The 16208-nt window shown below is 65.3% G+C and carries 17 protein-coding genes; 6 read left to right on the forward strand and 11 right to left on the reverse strand.

The window, feature by feature from the left end:
- Window positions 1–262 precede the first annotated feature (262 nt).
- Window positions 263–904, forward strand: a complete 642-nt coding sequence (locus tag J2X50_RS18400) for a LysE family translocator (protein WP_429097158.1) — start codon at window positions 263–265, stop codon at window positions 902–904.
- Here J2X50_RS18400 and J2X50_RS18405 read toward each other — a convergent pair.
- Genes J2X50_RS18405 through rlmN form a run of 3 tightly spaced genes read right to left on the reverse strand, consistent with a single transcriptional unit; the run spans window position 885 to window position 3048 of the window.
- Entirely contained in the window at window positions 885–1355 is a 471-nt protein-coding gene (locus J2X50_RS18405) for a hypothetical protein (RefSeq protein WP_429097161.1), read from the reverse strand. The genes J2X50_RS18400 and J2X50_RS18405 overlap by 20 nt on opposite strands.
- Entirely contained in the window at window positions 1352–1807 is a 456-nt protein-coding gene (locus tag J2X50_RS18410; protein ID WP_429097163.1) for a hypothetical protein, read from the reverse strand. The genes J2X50_RS18405 and J2X50_RS18410 overlap by 4 nt, the downstream gene beginning before the upstream one ends.
- 8 nt (window positions 1808–1815) lie before the next feature.
- Complete coding sequence (gene rlmN / locus J2X50_RS18415) at window positions 1816–3048, reverse strand: 23S rRNA (adenine(2503)-C(2))-methyltransferase RlmN (RefSeq protein WP_429097165.1); 1233 nt, start codon at window positions 3046–3048, stop codon at window positions 1816–1818.
- A gap of 145 nt (window positions 3049–3193) precedes the next feature.
- Between rlmN and J2X50_RS18420 the strand changes: the two genes are divergently transcribed.
- Window positions 3194–3523: a DUF1294 domain-containing protein gene (locus tag J2X50_RS18420; protein WP_429097168.1), complete on the forward strand. Its 330-nt coding sequence runs from the start codon at window positions 3194–3196 to the stop codon at window positions 3521–3523.
- A gap of 92 nt (window positions 3524–3615) precedes the next feature.
- Here J2X50_RS18420 and J2X50_RS18425 read toward each other — a convergent pair whose 3' ends face one another.
- The 3 genes from J2X50_RS18425 to J2X50_RS18435 all read right to left on the reverse strand — a co-directional run bounded on the left by J2X50_RS18425 (window position 3616) and on the right by J2X50_RS18435 (window position 5095).
- Window positions 3616–4119 (reverse strand): invasion associated locus B family protein, encoded by a 504-nt coding sequence (locus J2X50_RS18425; protein WP_429097170.1) that lies wholly within the window; start codon window positions 4117–4119, stop codon window positions 3616–3618.
- 248 nt (window positions 4120–4367) lie between these two features.
- Complete coding sequence (locus J2X50_RS18430) at window positions 4368–4736, reverse strand: YkvA family protein (protein WP_429097173.1); 369 nt, start codon at window positions 4734–4736, stop codon at window positions 4368–4370.
- 62 nt (window positions 4737–4798) lie between these two features.
- Complete coding sequence (locus J2X50_RS18435) at window positions 4799–5095, reverse strand: 4a-hydroxytetrahydrobiopterin dehydratase (RefSeq protein WP_429097176.1); 297 nt, start codon at window positions 5093–5095, stop codon at window positions 4799–4801.
- 70 nt (window positions 5096–5165) lie between these two features.
- On the opposite strand from J2X50_RS18435, the gene J2X50_RS18440 reads away from it, so the two are divergent.
- Window positions 5166–5684, forward strand: coding sequence for a low molecular weight protein-tyrosine-phosphatase (locus J2X50_RS18440; protein ID WP_429097178.1), 519 nt, complete (start codon window positions 5166–5168; stop codon window positions 5682–5684).
- Here the strand turns inward: J2X50_RS18440 and thpR are convergent.
- Window positions 5588–6184, reverse strand: a complete 597-nt coding sequence (gene thpR, locus J2X50_RS18445) for an RNA 2',3'-cyclic phosphodiesterase (RefSeq protein WP_429097179.1) — start codon at window positions 6182–6184, stop codon at window positions 5588–5590. The genes J2X50_RS18440 and thpR overlap by 97 nt on opposite strands.
- A 140-nt stretch (window positions 6185–6324) precedes the next feature.
- A complete protein-coding gene (locus J2X50_RS18450; protein ID WP_429097181.1) occupies window positions 6325–6954 on the reverse strand; it encodes an arylesterase in 630 nt (209 codons plus the stop codon).
- Window positions 6955–7019: 65 nt separating this feature from the next.
- Here J2X50_RS18450 and J2X50_RS18455 point away from each other — a divergent pair, with 65 nt between their 5' ends.
- The 3 genes from J2X50_RS18455 to J2X50_RS18465 all read left to right on the forward strand — a co-directional run bounded on the left by J2X50_RS18455 (window position 7020) and on the right by J2X50_RS18465 (window position 11471).
- Window positions 7020–7727, forward strand: a complete 708-nt coding sequence (locus J2X50_RS18455) for an ABC transporter ATP-binding protein (RefSeq protein ID WP_429097182.1) — start codon at window positions 7020–7022, stop codon at window positions 7725–7727.
- A gap of 223 nt (window positions 7728–7950) precedes the next feature.
- Window positions 7951–10494 (forward strand): ABC transporter permease, encoded by a 2544-nt coding sequence (locus tag J2X50_RS18460; RefSeq protein ID WP_429097183.1) that lies wholly within the window; start codon window positions 7951–7953, stop codon window positions 10492–10494.
- Between the two features lie 197 nt (window positions 10495–10691).
- A complete protein-coding gene (locus J2X50_RS18465) occupies window positions 10692–11471 on the forward strand; it encodes a Bax inhibitor-1/YccA family protein (RefSeq protein WP_347965778.1) in 780 nt (259 codons plus the stop codon).
- 123 nt (window positions 11472–11594) lie between these two features.
- On the opposite strand, the gene scpA is transcribed toward J2X50_RS18465, so the two are convergent.
- The 3 genes from scpA to J2X50_RS18480 are packed head-to-tail and all read right to left on the reverse strand — an operon-like array spanning window position 11595 to window position 16200.
- Window positions 11595–13736: a methylmalonyl-CoA mutase gene (gene scpA / locus J2X50_RS18470; protein WP_429097187.1), complete on the reverse strand. Its 2142-nt coding sequence runs from the start codon at window positions 13734–13736 to the stop codon at window positions 11595–11597.
- Window positions 13733–14200: a hypothetical protein gene (locus tag J2X50_RS18475; protein WP_429097189.1), complete on the reverse strand. Its 468-nt coding sequence runs from the start codon at window positions 14198–14200 to the stop codon at window positions 13733–13735. The genes scpA and J2X50_RS18475 overlap by 4 nt, the downstream gene beginning before the upstream one ends.
- Window positions 14197–16200: an acetyl-CoA carboxylase biotin carboxylase subunit gene (locus J2X50_RS18480; protein ID WP_429097191.1), complete on the reverse strand. Its 2004-nt coding sequence runs from the start codon at window positions 16198–16200 to the stop codon at window positions 14197–14199. The genes J2X50_RS18475 and J2X50_RS18480 overlap by 4 nt, the downstream gene beginning before the upstream one ends.
- Window positions 16201–16208 lie beyond the last annotated feature (8 nt).

A 16208-nucleotide genomic window follows, 5' to 3' on the forward strand; every position in this document is an offset into this window, starting at 1 on the left:
CTTTCGACGCGATATCGGCCCAAAATCGCGCGTTGCCAGATCTTTGGCAGTCTATGCTCGCGCTCGGACGTCCCGCCGAAGCTATCGACGCCCACGGCACGCAGGCTTACTTCGCGAGCTAACCTACGGGCGTTGCCGGGCCGCATGGTCCGGCGGCGCTCTGGGTCGGCATTTTCCTGTTGAAGCGCCGGAGACGCGGGCGTACGGCTAAAGCTGGAAGTCCAACTCACCCCCCCAAACCTCTATCTCCGGCGGCACCGACATGTCCTTCGTTCCAGACCTGGCGACCATCCTGCAGTTTGCCGTCGCCACCTTCATCATCGCCATCACGCCCGGCCCCGACATGACGCTGTTCGTCGGCCGCGCCCTCTCCGAAGGCCGCAAGGCGGGCTTCGCCTGCATGGCAGGCGCCATGACGGGCATCGTCATCCACACCACGCTGGTGGCGCTCGGCCTGTCGGCGCTGATCGTGGCCTCGCCGCAGGCCTTCATGGCGCTCAAGATCGTCGGGGCGGGCTATCTGGTGTGGCTCGCCTTCCAGGCGATCACCAAGGGGTCGGCCTTCTCGCCGGACACCACCAAGCGCGAGCCGCGCTCGTTCTTCCAGAACTGGGCGACCGGGCTCGGCATCAACCTGCTCAACCCCAAGATCATCCTGTTCTTCATGACCTTCCTGCCGCAGTTCGTCTCGGCGAGCGACGCCAACGCGCCGGGCAAGCTGTTCTTCCTCGGCGCCATGTTCATCGTGCTGTCGCTGCCGGTGACGGCGCCGATGGTGATCGCCGCAGACAGGTTCGCCGGCCTCTTGAAGAAGAGCCCGCGCGTGACGCGCATCGTCGACTATCTGTTTGCCGGCGTGTTCTCGGCCTTCGCGCTGAAGATCCTTACGGCGCAGGCGAAGTAGGCGGGCTTTCGCGCCACGCGCCGGCGAAGCGGCCGGTGACGAACCAGTAGGCGATGCCGCCGATGAGCCCGCTGCCGATGATCGATACCGGCAGCAGCGGGTCGCGATAGGCGAAGCCGCCGTCACCGGCCTGATAGGCGAAGCCGATGAAGATCAGCGCCACGAAGCCGCCGGCCAGCGCGTAGAAGAGCCAGTCGCGCTTGCCCAGAAGCTCTGCGAGCAGCATCACGACCACGGCCGGCACGAAGGCAAAATAGGCCACAAACAGCGCCACGAAGGGTATAGAGAAGACCAGCGAGCCGTGGGCCACTTCCACGGGGATCTCCGGCGCGATGACACCGGCGACGCCGAGGAAGATCACGTTCAGGAATGCGCTGGCGGCAAGCGACGCCGCCAGGAAGCCCAGCACCATGTGGGCGAACTTGCCGAGGTAGAGAAGGACGCGGCTCATGCTTTCACATCCTTGGGCCAAGCATCCGAAGACCTGTAGGCGACTTGCCAAAAGCTGAGCCCGCCTAGAAAGCCACCAGGTAATAAGCGGAGAGCCAGGCTGGATGAGAACAACGAATGCAAGCGACCGGTATCAAGTATGAGGAGCATATTTAGAAGTCCGACCGCTGGAAACACATTCAAGACTCCAGCTGTCGTGAAGAACATCCAACCACGCAACCGAAAAACCCATGCTATGCAGAGCGTAAAGACGAAGCCGGGAAGGACCGTTGCAAATGTGGTAATCAATCCTAAAGCGAGCCCAAACGGCACGTTCACGTTGGGATCATAGACTGATCTTCCGGCGGCGGGGAGCAGCCACAGGACAATTTCGACGGCAAAGGTGGCAAAGACCGCGACGAACACAGCGCAGACATAGCCAACAGCGATGAAAGTGGCCCTTCTCAAGGCCATGGCCAACCTCACTCGCCGTGTCCGGCGATCATCATCGCCTCGAGCGCCAGGCGCTCGCTCTTCTTCAGGCGCTCCGATTCCGACTTGAGCTGTCCGCAGGCGGCGAGGATGTCGCGGCCGCGCGGCGTGCGGATCGGCGAGGCATAGCCTGCCTGGTTGATGTAGTCGGCGAACTTCTCGATCTGCTCCCAGTCCGAGCACTGGTAGTTGCTGCCGGGCCATGGGTTGAACGGGATCAGGTTGATCTTGGCCGGCACGCCCTTGAGCAGCTTGACAAGTGCCTTGGCGTCTTCGAGGCTGTCGTTGACGTCTTTCAGCATCACATACTCGAAGGTGATGCGGCGGGCATTCGACAGGCCGGGATATTTGCGGCAGGCGTCCATCAGCTCGCTGAGCGGAAACTTCTTGTTGATCGGCACCAAGAGGTCGCGCAAATCGTCGTTGGTGGCGTGCAGCGAGATCGCCAGCATGACGCCGATCTCCTCGCCGGTGCGGAAGATCTCCGGCACGACGCCCGAGGTCGAGAGCGTGATGCGGCGCTTGGACAGCGCCAGGCCGTCGCCGTCGGAGGCGATCAGCAGCGCCTTCTTCACCGCCTCGAAATTGTAGAGCGGCTCGCCCATGCCCATCATGACGATGTTGGAGACCTTGCGGCCTTCGGCCGGCACGATGGCGCCCGCCGGAGTGTCGCGGTCGGGGAAATCGCCGAGCCGGTCGCGCGCGGTCAAAAGCTGCGCCAGGATCTCTTCCGCCGTCAGGTTGCGCACCAGCTTCTGCGTGCCGGTGTGGCAGAACGAGCAGGTGAGCGTGCAGCCGACCTGGCTGGAGATGCAGAGCGTACCGCGGCCTTCCTCGGGGATGTAGACGGTCTCGATCTCGACCGGGCGGCCGGCACCACGCGGCGGGAAGCGGAACAGCCACTTGCGCGTGCCGTCGGAGGAGATCTGCTCCTCGACGATCTCGGGGCGCGCGATGGTGAAGTGCTTGGCCAGCTCGGCGCGCAGGTCCTTGGAGATGTTGAACATGTCGGCGAAGTCGGAGACGCCGCGGACATAGAGCCAGTGCCAGAGCTGCTGGACGCGCATCTTTGCCTGGCGTTCCGGGACGACGCCGGAGGTGATCAGTGCTTCCGCGAGCTCCTCGCGGCTGAGGCCGATCAGCTCACCCTTGGCGGGCGCGGCAATTCGGGCGCGCAGCGCGTCGCGGGTGGCATCGGCGGTGAGGTCGAGCGAAACGGTCATTCGGGCTCAGCTAGCTATAGATATCGGCAAATGTAGGATTTTGGCGCCACATATCACAGGTCTGGCTCTGCGTCACGTTTTGGCGGCCATGCATTTCCGCCTGGGCTTCGCCACTTGTTAAGGCTCCGGCTGCGATGCTGCGCCCATGACCGGCATGTTCCAGATCGTGCTCGCGCTGCTTGCCATCAACGGCGCGGCCTTCCTCACCTTCTGGCGCGACAAGAGGTTGGCCAGCGCCGGCGCGCGGCGCATCCCCGAAAGGACCCTGCTCTGGCTCGCCTTTGCCGGCGGCAGCCTCGGCGCGATCACGGCACAGCACCTGTTCCGCCATAAGACGCGCAAGGAGCCGTTTCGTTCTCAACTTTATGCCATTGCCGCCCTGCATGCGCTGGCACTGGCCACATTGGGTGTCTGGCTCGTGGCGCCGCAATGGCTGGCGGGCCTGCTCGACCTGGCACGCGACGCCGTTTCGTGATGGCCCGGCTCACCTGCCGGAAAACGCGAGCACCAAACAAAAAAAGGCCGGGCGAAAATCGCCCGGCCTTCGAACCTATCCGCGGCCTGCGCTTACTTGCAGGTGGCGATCGAGCCCAGGGCGGCGGAAATGCCCTTGAGCGAAAACACGTAGCTGGTGGGGTTGCCGCGGCCGGACTTGGCTGCGACCTTCATGTCAGATCCACCCTTCATTGCGGCGATCAGCGCCGGCTCCTCGGCGGCGTTCTCGACCCAGGCAGACCTGCCCTTGGTGAACATGGAGAACGACTTGTCGCCGATGGTGACGGTGACCTTGGAGTTTTCCTGGAAATTGTAGCCGGCAATGAACTGCGGCTCGAACGACACCTTCTGGCCCGGGCGCTGGCTGACGAAGAAGAACATGTCGCCATGGTCGAGCGTCGGCGGCTGCTTGTCGGTGGGCACCGTCAAGACGTAGCAGACCTTGCCGTTCTGCGCCTGGTAGCTGTAGGTCCCCCACGAATTGTACTGGCCGATCTTGGTGGCCGACTGGGCCAGCGCCGGCATTGCCGAGACTGCCAGCACCAGACCCGAAATTGTAGCTATCAATCCGCGCATTGCTTTTCCTGTATCTCAAATGGAGCGGGAGGCAGGCTGGCAGCGCGCCCGCCCGTTCGCTTCATTTTGATTTAATCTGGGTTACCAAAGGATGAATCGCCCGTGAAAAGCGCCTTTCGCCCGCTGGCCGGCAGCCTTTGCCGCCGCGCGACGGGCGCGGCACCCTGTCCCTTCGAGGGTTGAAAACCACGAACAAGGCAAGAGTTTGACTTTTCGTTTCGGCCTGAAACAAGGCTGGCCGCGGCCACTTACCATTCGCGCGAAAGCGCCTCCCTGGCGGCCAGCCGATGCGCCGGCGTCATGTGCGAGCGCACGGCTGCGAACGCAGCCGTCAGCACCGCGATGTCGTCGGTGAAGCCTATGCCGACGAGCACGTCGGGAATGGTGTCTGCCGGCAGGATGAAATAGGCAAGCGCGGCAAGCAGGATGCCCTTGGCGCGCAGCGGCGTCTGTTTGTCCATCGCGCAATAGTAGCCGGCCACCACTTCTTCCATGAAGGGGATGTGGCGCGCCGCAGCCTTTGCCTTGCGCCAGAACTTCTCGCGCACCTCGCCCTCGCTCGCGCCGGTGCCGGCCGCGTCGTTGCGGAAATGGTCAAATCCAGGGAACTTCACCATCTGGGCAATCTCCTTCGCGACGGAATGTGGGAAAGCGCTGCCCCCACTGCAAGATCGGCTGCTCAGGAACCGAAATAGGCGTTCATGCGCTTGGCGAGCTTGAAGTCCAGTTCGGTCAGCCCGCCGGCGTCATGGGTGTTCAGCCTGACGTCTACGGTCTTGTAGACGTTCGACCAGTCGGGATGGTGGTCGAGCTTCTCTGCGGCCAGTGCGACACGGGTCATGAAGGCGAATGCCTCGCCGAAATTCCTGAACTCGAAACGCCTCGATATCGACAGGCCGTCGCCGGCGAGCGCCCATCCGTCGAGCGAAGCCAATCCCTCCTTCACCTCGGCAGGTGCTAGTTTCTCTCTGGCCATTTCGTGCTCCCATGCTAATCGAGATCGTTCGCCAGCATAGCGCGGTCATCCGAGGCAGGGGCAGGAAAATATGAGCAACGGATTGCCAAGATCGATCCTCTTCGTCTGCCTCGGCAACATCTGCCGTTCGCCGCTGGCCGAGGGCGTGTTTCGCGCCGTGCTCGCCGAACGCGGCCTCGATGCCTATTTTGCCATCGATTCGGCCGGCACCGGCGGCTGGCATGCCGGCTCGGCCCCCGACCCCCGCTCGATCGCGGTCGCGGCGCATCACGGCATCGACATTACCGGGCAGCAGGCGCGCAAGGTGACCCTCGCCGATTTCGAGCGCTTCGACCTCATCCTCGGCATGGACCGTTCGAACGTCGACGACCTGCGCCGGCTGGCGCCGCAGGGATCTCCGGCACGCATCGAACTGTTCCTCGGCCATGCCTCCGGCGCGAAGAAGGACGTTCCCGATCCCTATTATGGCGGCGAGGACGGCTTTATGAACGTCTACCGCATGATCCGCGAGGCTTCGGAAGCGCTGGCCGACCGGCTCGCCGGGTGCGAGGAGACGCCGTTGAGCGGCCAGGCCTCCTCGACGATGTAGGGCCCGCCGCCGACGGAATCGCGCGACGACATCAAGACGAAGCGGCCGACGCGGAACGGCACGGTGGCGAAATTGCCGCGCGCCGAAAGATAATGCGCCACGTCGAGCGGGCTGGTGTTGCGCAGCCTGGCAAGGGTGACGTGCGGCGAGAACTTGCGCGGGTCGGAAGGCACGCCGACACGCTGGCAGATGCGTTCGATCTCGGCCTGCAGGGCGCTGAGTTCAGGCGAGGGGATGACGCCGGCCCAGACGGCATGCGGCTTCTTCTGGCCGAAGGCACCGACACCCGAAAGCGTCAGCGAGAAGCCGGGGCGGTCGACGCGGTCGAGCGCTTCCACGATCTCGTCGGCGACATGGCCTTCGACATCTCCGATGAAGCGCAGGGTGAGGTGGTAGTTCTCGACGTCGATCCAGCGTGCTCCTGGCAGGCCCCCCCGCAGGAGCGAGAGGGAAAGTGCCGCGTCACGCGGAATTTCGAGGGCGGTGAAAAGTCGCGGCATGGCCAGGCTCCCTTCTCCTCGAATCGAAATTCGTAAGCTCAGCGAATCATCGATCGCCCCATCGGGCAAGCTGTTTGTTCAGCCGCCGCTGAATAGACAACGTTTGTGACAGGCAGGTGTTGCAGCCCTGCATGGCTGGCTCATTTGCCGGCGATGGCCTTTTCGACGGTCGGCAGGGCGCGCTCGACCATGCGGTCGATACCGGCCGCATTGGGGTGCATGCCGTCCTCGAGCAGCAGCGACCGCTCGCCGGCGACGCCGTCGAGGAAGAACGGGTAGAGGGTGGCGCCGTATTTCTCCGCGAGTTTCGGATAGATCGTCCCGAACTGTTCGCCATAGGCATGGCCGAGATTGGGCGCGGCGACCATGCCGGCCAGGAGCACCGGAATGTTGCGCTGCTTGAGCCGGGCAAGCATCTTGTCGAGGTTTTGTTCGACCAGTGCCGGGTCGATGCCGCGCAGCATGTCGTTGGCGCCGAGTTCGAGGATGACCAGTTGCGTTCCGTCGGGCACCGACCAGTCGAGGCGGGACAGGCCGCCGCTGGTCGTGTCGCCCGAAACGCCGGCATTGGCGATCACCACATCGTGACCGCGGGCGCGTAGCGCCGCCTCCAGTTTTTCGGGAAAACCCTCGCCGGGCCCGAGGCCGAAGCCCGCCATCAGGCTGTCGCCGAAGCCGACGATGCGGAACGGTTCGGCCCGGGCGGCGGGCGCGGCTAACATGACCGCAAGTCCAAGCACGAGCGCGGCAATGAACTGTTTGAAAGCCATCAAGTCAGATCCGATATGACGAAGACAGTCCCCGCCCTCCGGTTTTCATATAGGATAGAATTGCCGTGACAGAAGCCGTCATCGAACTGAGGGATGTGTCGCTGACGCTCGGCGAGGGCGCCTCGTCCGTCCACGTGCTGAAGGGCGTCAGCCTCGACGTCGCCGCCGGGGAAGCTACGGGCATCGTCGGACCGTCCGGCTCGGGCAAGTCGACGCTGCTGATGGTGCTGGCCGGCCTGGAGCGCGTCGATTCCGGCTCGGTGAAGATCGCCGGCGAACTGCTCAACGGCCGCAGCGAGGACCAGATCGCTGCGTTTCGCGGTCGAAACATCGGCATCGTGTTCCAGTCCTTCCATCTCATCCCCAACATGACGGCGCTGGAAAACGTCGCCGTGCCGCTGGAGCTTGCCGGCAAGCGCGATGCCTTCGCCATTGCCGAGCGCGAGCTTGCGGCGGTGGGTCTGGCGGACCGGGTGACGCATTACCCGGGCGAGCTTTCCGGCGGCGAGCAGCAGCGTGTGGCGATCGCGCGCGCCCTGGCCCCGGAACCGCGCATCCTGATCGCCGACGAACCGACCGGCAATCTCGACCAGGCGACCGGCCGACAGATCGCCGACCTGCTTTTTGCCAAGGCGGCCGAACGCGGCATGACGCTCGTTCTGGTGACGCACGACCCGGCGCTTGCGGCGCGCTGCGACCGGCAGGTGGCGATGCGCTCGGGCCGGATCGAGACGGCAACCGTTGCGCCGCTGGCCGAGAAGGTTCGGGCATGATTTTCGCTTCTTCGCACCCCGCTCTGGCCTGCCGGCCATCTCCCCCGCAAGGGGGGAGATCGGCCTTCATTGCCACCTTCGCCAACCGCCAACGTCTCAGGGAGAGCAGCGACGGCGACGCTGCCAATCTCCCCCCTTGCGGGGGAGATGCCCGGCAGGGCAGAGGGGGGTTGCGTGGGGTGCCGGCCTTGCAGAATCCGGCTGCCGGATCGCAGGCGCGCCCATGCTGAGGGACCTGCCTCTCGCCTTCCGCTTCGCTTCGCGCGAGATGCGCGGCGGCCTGCGCGGCTTCCTGATCTTCCTGACCTGCATCGCGCTCGGCGTGGCGGCCATCGGCGGCGTCAATTCGGTGGCCCGCGCCATCACCGCCGGCGTCGCCAGCGAAGGGCAGGCGCTGCTCGGCGGCGACCTCCGCTTCCAGCTGATCCAGCGCGAGGCGACCGACAAGGAACGCGCGTTCCTCGAAAGCCTCGGCACCGTTTCGCACAATGCCGGCATGCGCTCGATGGCGCGGCTGGAGGACGGCTCCGACCAGTCGCTGGTCGAGGCGAAGGCTGTAGACGACGCCTATCCGCTCTACGGCCAGCTCGTCACCGAGCCGGCGCTGCCGCGTGCCGAGCTGTTTGACGAGAAGGCCGGTGCCTTTGGCGCGGCGGCACCCGATCTTCTGTTCGAGCGCCTGAAGCTCAAGCTCGGCGACCGCATCAAGCTGGGGGCTGCGACTTTCGAGCTCAGGGCCAGGCTCGTCACCGAGCCCGATGCCGTCTCCGACGGGTTCGGCTTCGCGCCGCGGCTCCTGGTATCGATGGAGGGGCTCACCGCCTCGGGTCTGATCCAGCCCGGCAGCCTGGTCGAGCATGCCTACAAGCTGCGTTTGCCTGCCGGCACCGGCGAGGCGGAGCTGACGGCGGTGCGGGAACAGGCGAATGCCGACTTCCCCGAGGCCGGCTGGAGCATACGCACCCGCAGCAATGCGGCGCCGGCGCTGTCGGCCAATATCGAGCGCTTTTCGCAATTCCTCACACTGGTAGGGCTCACCTCGCTGGTGGTAGGCGGCGTCGGCGTCGCAAATGCCGTGCGCGCCTATCTCGACGGCAAGCGCGGCGTGATCGCCACCTTCAAGAGCCTGGGCGCCTCGGGCGGCTTCGTCCTGACGGTCTATCTCATCCAGATCATGCTGATCGCCGGCTTCGGCATCGTCGTCGGCCTCGTGCTCGGCGCGCTGATGCCGTTCGCGGCAAGTGCTGCACTCCAGTCGGTCATCCCCGTACCGGCCGAGGCGGGCATCTATCCGGCGGCGCTTGCGATCGCGGCGCTGTTCGGTGTGCTGGTGACGCTCGCCTTCGCCATCCTGCCGCTGGGCCGCGCCCGCGACGTGCCGGCGACCGCCCTGTTTCGCGAGATGGGCTTCGAGGGGCGTGGCCTGCCGCGCTTGGTCTATGTCGCGGTGGCGCTCGGCATCGCCGCAGTTCTGGCGACGCTCGCCATCTGGCTCGCCGGCGACCGGCGCATCGCCACCATCTTCGTCGGCGCGACCATCTTCTCGTTCCTGGTGCTGAGGGCCGTGGCGCTCGCCGTGCAATGGCTGGCGCGCAAGAGCCCGCGCGTGCGCTCGACGGCACTCAGGCTGGCCGTCGGCAACATCCACCGTCCCGGCGCGCTGACGCCGTCCGTCGTGCTGTCGCTGGGCCTGGGGCTGACGCTGCTGGTGACGCTGGCACTGATCGACGGCAATTTGCGCCGCCAGATCGCCGGCAGCCTGCCGGAGCGGGCGCCGAATTTCTTCTTCGTCGACATCCAGCCCAACGAGGTCGACAACTTCGCCAAGCTGGTCGAGGCCGAGGCGCCCGGCGGCAAGCTGGTGCGCGTGCCGATGCTGCGCGGCCGGGTCATGGCGCTCAACGGCACCGAGGTGCAGAAACTCGACGTGCCGCCGGAAGGCGCCTGGGTGCTGCGCGGCGACCGCGGCCTGACCTATGCGAAAAACATCCCGGAGAACTCGACGCTGTCGCAGGGCACATGGTGGCCGGCCGACTATTCCGGCGAGCCGCTGGTGTCGTTCTCGGCGCAGGAAGGGCGCGAGCTTGGCCTCAAGCTCGGCGACACGGTGACCGTCAACGTGCTCGGCCGCAACGTGACGGCAAAGATCGCCAGCTTCCGCGAGGTGCAGTGGGAATCGATGGGCATCAACTTCGTCATGGTGTTCTCGCCCAACACATTCGCGGGCGCGCCGCACAGCTGGCTCGCGACCCTGACCGAGGGCAAGGCGTCGCCCGTCGAGGAATCGCGCATCCTCAACGCGGTGACGCGCAGCTATCCGGCGATCACCACGGTGCGGGTCAAGGATGCGCTTGACGTGGTCAACCGGCTGGTCGCCCAGCTCGGCACGGCGATCCGGGCCGCGGCGGGCGTGGCGCTGATCGCCTCGGTGCTGGTGCTGGCCGGCGCGCTCGCCGCGGGAAATCGCGCCCGCATCCACGACGCGGTGATCCTCAAGACGCTGGGGGCGACGCGCCGGACGCTGATCGCCGCGTTTTCGCTCGAATACATGCTGATCGGTCTCGCCACCGCCGTCTTCGCGCTCGCCGCCGGCGGGGTCGCGGCCTGGTTCGTCGTCGCCCGCATCATGACGCTGCCGTCGCAGTTTCTGCCTGAGGTTGCGGTGGCGACGATCGCCGCGGCGCTGATTCTGACGGTCGGCTTCGGCCTCGTGGGCACCTGGCGCGTGCTGGGACACAAGGCCGCACCGGTGCTGCGGACCGAATAGATAAGAGGGCTTGTCGAAAACGATTCTCAAATACATTTGTATGAGAAATGTGCCCTCACGCAGGGTTTCAGACGGTTACGGGCCTTGTTCTGGCCCGAAAGAAGCATCATATTTCGCCGCAGGCATGCTGGAGTCCCGCCAGCGGCGCCTGGGTTCTCCACCCGACACCCGACGGGGCAGAAGCAACAGAGGAAACCATGTCTGACTTCAGAAATTACCAGACGCGCATGGCGACCACCGGTGCCCGCACTGATGCGTCGATCGACGAAGGCCTGCGCGCCTACATGCTCAAGGTCTACAACCTTATGGGCCTGGGCCTGGCTATCACCGGCTTTGCCGCGCTCGCCACGATGATGCTGGCCACCACCAACGACCCCGCGACCGCGGTTGCGACGCTGGGCAACGGCAAGATGCTGACCAGCCTCGGCGTCGCACTCTATGGCTCGCCGCTCAAGTGGGTCGTCATGCTCGCCCCGCTCGGCATGGTGTTCTTCCTGGGTGCCCGCATCCAGTCGATGAGCGTCTCCGGCGCGCAGACCGCATTCTGGGTCTTCGCCGGCCTGATGGGCCTGTCGCTGTCGTCGATCTTCCTGGTCTACACCAGCGCGAGCATCGTGCAGACCTTCTTCGTGACCGCTGCCTCCTTCGGCGCGCTGTCGCTGTTCGGCTACACGACCAAGCGTGACCTGACGGCCATGGGCTCGTTCCTGATCATGGGCGTGTTCGGCATCCTGATCGCGATGGTGGTCAACATCTTCCTGCAGTCGTCGGCCCTGCAGTTCGCCATCTCGGCGATCGGCGTGCTGGTGTTCGCAGGCCTGACCGCCTACGACACGCAGAAGATCAAGGAGATGTATTTCGAGGGCGACGACGTGCTCGTTGCCGGCCGCAAGGCGATCATGGGCGCACTCACGCTCTATCTCGACTTCATCAACCTGTTCTCGTTCCTGCTGTCGTTCCTGGGCAACCGCGAGTAACAGCCAAGCGAATTTCGGTCGGATCACCCCGGCCGCAATGAAAAGAGGCCCCGGCAATACCGGGGCCTCTTTTTTTCGTTTCGAGCACAGTCGCAGGCTGCTTGATCGGCGTAGCCGCGCCGCTCACTGGTTGCGACGCTTGCCTTCCATCAGGTCGAGCACGGCACGCGCGGCGTCGAGCACGTTGGTGCCCGGACCGAACACGGCAGCCACGCCATGGTCGATCAGGTACTGGTAATCCTGGCGCGGAATGACGCCGCCGACCACGACGATGACGTTGTCCGCGCCCTTGGCCTTCAGCGCCTCGACCAGCTGCGGCGCGAGCGTCTTGTGGCCGGCCGCCAGCGACGACATGCCGACCACATGCACCTTGGACGAAATCGCTGTATCCGCGGCCTCCTGCGGCGTCTGGAACAGCGGCCCGGCAATGACCTCGAAGCCGATGTCGCCGAAGGCAGAAGCGATCACCTTAGCGCCGCGGTCGTGGCCGTCCTGGCCAAGCTTGGCCACCATGATGCGCGGCTTCTCGCCCAGCGATCCGGCAAACTGCTCGAGGCGCGAGACCAAAGTCCGGAACTCCGGCTCGTCGTCATAGGCCTTGCCATAGACGTTCTCGACCACTTCCGGCACCGCCGCATGGTCGCCGAAGGCACGGCGCATGGCATCCGATATCTCGCCGACGGTGGCGCGCGCCCGCGAAGCCTCGACCGCGGCGGCCAGCATGTTGCCCTCGCCTGACCGCGCGACCTGTTCGAGTGCGGCAAGTGCTGCCTCGACCCGCTTCGGGTCGCGCTGGCGCCGCGTGCGCTCGATACGGGCGATCTGGGCCTGGCGGACGGCGGAGTTGTCGATTTCGAGAATGTCGATCTCGTCTTCCTGCTCGAGCCGGTACTTGTTGACGCCGACGATGACCTCGTCGCCCCGGTCGATGGCCGCCTGCTTGCGCGTCGCCGCCTCCTCGATCAACCGCTTGGGCAGGCCGGAGGCGACCGCCCTGGTCATGCCGCCCATGGCCTCCACCTCCTCGATCAGCGCCCAGGCTTTTTCCGCAAGATCGTTGGTCAGGGCCTCGACATAATAGGACCCGGCGAGGGGATCGACGACCTTGGTCACGCCCGTCTCGTGCTGGAGGATCAGCTGGGTGTTGCGGGCGATGCGGGCCGAGAACTCGGTCGGCAGCGCGATGGCCTCGTCGAACGAATTGGTGTGCAGCGACTGGGTGCCGCCGAGTGCCGCCGACATCGCCTCGAAGGCGGTGCGGACGATGTTGTTGTAGGGATCCTGCTCCTGCAGCGACACGCCGGAAGTCTGGCAATGGGTGCGCAGCATCAGCGACGACGCCTTCTTCGGCTCGAACTCGGTCATGATGCGCGACCAGAGCAGGCGCGCGGCGCGCAGCTTGGCCGCCTCCATGAAGAAGTTCATGCCGATGGCGAAGAAGAACGACAGCCGGCCGGCGAAGTCGTCGACATTGAGCCCCTTCCTGAGCGCCGCGCGCACATATTCGCGCCCGTCGGCCAGCGTGAAGGCGAGCTCCTGCACCAGCGTCGAGCCGGCTTCCTGCATGTGGTAGCCGGAGATCGAGATCGAGTTGAACTTCGGCATCTCCTTGGCCGTGTACTCGATGATGTCGGCAACGATGCGCATCGAGGGTTCGGGCGGGTAGATGTAGGTGTTGCGGACCATGAACTCCTTGAGGATGTCGTTCTGGATGGTCCCCGACAGCTTTTCACGTGAAACGCCCTGTTCCTCGCCGGCGACGATGAAGTTGGCGAGGATCGGGATCACCGCGCCGTTCATGGTCATCGACACGGAGATCTTTTCGAGCGGGATACCGTCGAACAGGATCTTCATGTCCTCGACGGAATCGATCGCCACGCCCGCCTTGCCGACGTCACCCTCGACGCGCGGATGGTCGGAGTCGTAGCCACGATGGGTGGCGAGGTCGAAGGCCACCGACACGCCCTGCTGTCCGGCGGCCAGCGCCTTGCGGTAGAAGTTGTTGGACTCCTCCGCCGTCGAGAAGCCGGCATACTGCCTGATGGTCCAGGGCCGGCCGGCATACATGGTGGCGCGCGGGCCGCGCAGGAACGGCTCGAAGCCCGGCAGCGAACCGAGATGGCCGACGCCCTGGAGATCGTCCGCCGTGTAGAGCGGCTTGACCTCGATGCCCTCGGGCGTGTTCCAGGTCAGCGTTTCGGGCGACGCCTTGATCTCGCGCTCGGCGAGTTTTTTCCACGTGTCGATCGTCGGTTTGTCGGTCATTTGCTGCTTCCATTCGGCAACGCGGCGAGTGCCATCACCTTGCGTGGACCGGCAGCCCAGTCACGCACAACGAGAAAACCCGCCAGCAGGTAAATTAGGAGGATCGCATTCTCGAGCGTCGAGAGGGAAATTGTCCCGGTCTCAACAAGCCATCCGCCGGCCGCGATGAACACTTCGCCGGCGAGGTAGAGCAGAGCGATCCGGCGAAGATTGACGAAGCCATAGATAAACTTCGTGACGACAGAGTATCCGGCAGCGCCCCAGACTCCCCACACCATCGCATTGAAAAGGTGGATAACATATGGAGCCCCACCGGGTGTCTGGATACCGGTTACAAATTGCCGGCCGGGCAGCTCGAAATACCAGGACGCACCGAGGGCCATCTGAGACAAGGCAAAGCCAAAGAGGCCGCCCAGAAGGCAGGCGGCGATCTTTGCTTCTCTCCAGACCCTCGGTCGTGTCACTCGAACTCCATGATCAGCTCATCCACGGCGAGGCTTTCGCCCGCTGTGGCTGCCACGCGCTTGACCGTGCCCTTGCGCTCGGCGCGCAGCACGTTCTCCATCTTCATCGCCTCGACGGTCGCCAGCGACTGGCCGGCCTCGACGACATCGCCCTGCTTGACTAGGATCGAAGTCACCACGCCCGGCATCGGGCAGAGCAGCATCTTCGAGGTATCCGGCGGCAGCTTCACCGGCATCAGCTTCGCCAGTTCGGCGACGCGCGGGCTGCGCACATGGGCGACCACGTCCATGCCGCGCCAGCGCAGGCGCCAGCCGGTGCCCGAGCGCGAGATCTTGACGCCGATGGAGGTGCCGCCGACGGCGAAGTTGGCATGCAGGTGCCCGGGCAGCCAGTCGCTCGACACCGCGAGCGACGTGCCGTCGTCGAACTCGACCACGGTGCCGTCGCCACCCTCGTTGACCCGCAGCGGCAGGGTGAAGCCGGCCAGCGTGACGACCCAGTCGGCTCCCACCGGGCGCTGGTGATGTGCGAGCGCGCCGGAGATCTGGGCGCCGCGGCGCTGCACGAACAGGTTGATCAGGGCCGCGACCGCCGCGAGCTTCCTGGCATCGCCCTCCGAGGGCGCGACACCCGAGAAGCCATCGGGATATTCCTCCGCGATGAAGGCGGTGGTCAGCGCGCCGGCGCGGAAGCGTTGGTGGTCCATGACCGCCGACAGGAACGGCAGGTTGTGGCCGATGCCCTCGACCTCGAAATCGTCGAGCGCGCGGCCCATGGCTTCGACCGCGGCGGCCCGGTCGGGCGCCCAGGTGCAGAGCTTGGCGATCATCGGGTCGTAATACATCGAGATCTCGCCGCCCTCGAAGACGCCGGTGTCGTTGCGCACCACGGTGCCGTCGTCGCGCTTGCCCTCGACCGGCGGGCGATAGCGGGTCAGCCGGCCGATCGACGGCAGGAAGTTGCGGTAGGGATCCTCGGCGTAGAGGCGGCTTTCGATCGCCCAGCCGTTCAGCTTCACGTCGGCTTGGGTAAAGCGCAGTTTCTCGCCCGCAGCGACGCGGATCATCTCCTCGACGAGGTCGATGCCGGTGATCAGCTCGGTCACCGGGTGCTCGACCTGCAGGCGGGTGTTCATCTCGAGGAAGTAGAAGTTGCGGTCACCGTCGACGATGAACTCGACCGTGCCGGCCGAGAAGTAGCCGACGGCCTTGCCGAGCGCGACGGCCTGTTCGCCCATCGCCTTGCGGGTGGCGGCGTCGAGGAAGGGCGACGGCGCCTCCTCGATGACCTTCTGGTTGCGGCGCTGGATCGAGCATTCGCGCTCGCCGAGATAGACCAGGTTGCCGTGCTGGTCGCCCAGCACCTGGATTTCGATGTGGCGCGGCTGGGTGACGAATTTTTCGATGAAGATGCGGTCGTCGCCGAAGGACGACTTGGCCTCGTTCCTCGACGACTGGAAACCCTCGCGTGCCTCGGCATCGTTCCAGGCGATGCGCATGCCCTTGCCGCCGCCGCCGGCGGAAGCCTTGATCATGACGGGATAGCCGATGGAGCCCGCGATGCGGACGGCCTCTTCCGCATCCTCGATGAGCCCCATGTGGCCGGGCACGGTGGACACGCCAGCCGAAGCTGCGATCTTCTTGGACGTGATCTTGTCGCCCATCGCCTCGATGGCGACAGGGGGCGGGCCGATGAAGGCGACGCCCTCGCCCTTCAGCGCCTCGGCGAAATTCGGGTTCTCCGACAGGAAGCCGTAGCCGGGATGCACTGCATCGGCGCCGGACTGGCGGATGGCGTCGATGATCTTCTGGATAACGATGTAGGACTGGCTCGACGGCGCAGGCCCGATGTGGACGGCCTCGTCGGCCATCTTCACATGCAGCGCCTCGCGGTCAGCGTCGGAATAGACGGCCACCGTGGCGCTACCGAGCTTCTTTGCGGTCTTGATGACCCGGCAGGCGATCTCGCCGCGACTGGCGATGAGGATTTTCTTGAACATCTTTGCCC

This window comes from Aminobacter sp. BE322 (assembly GCF_050433525.1).
Taxonomy (GTDB): domain Bacteria; phylum Pseudomonadota; class Alphaproteobacteria; order Rhizobiales; family Rhizobiaceae; genus Aminobacter.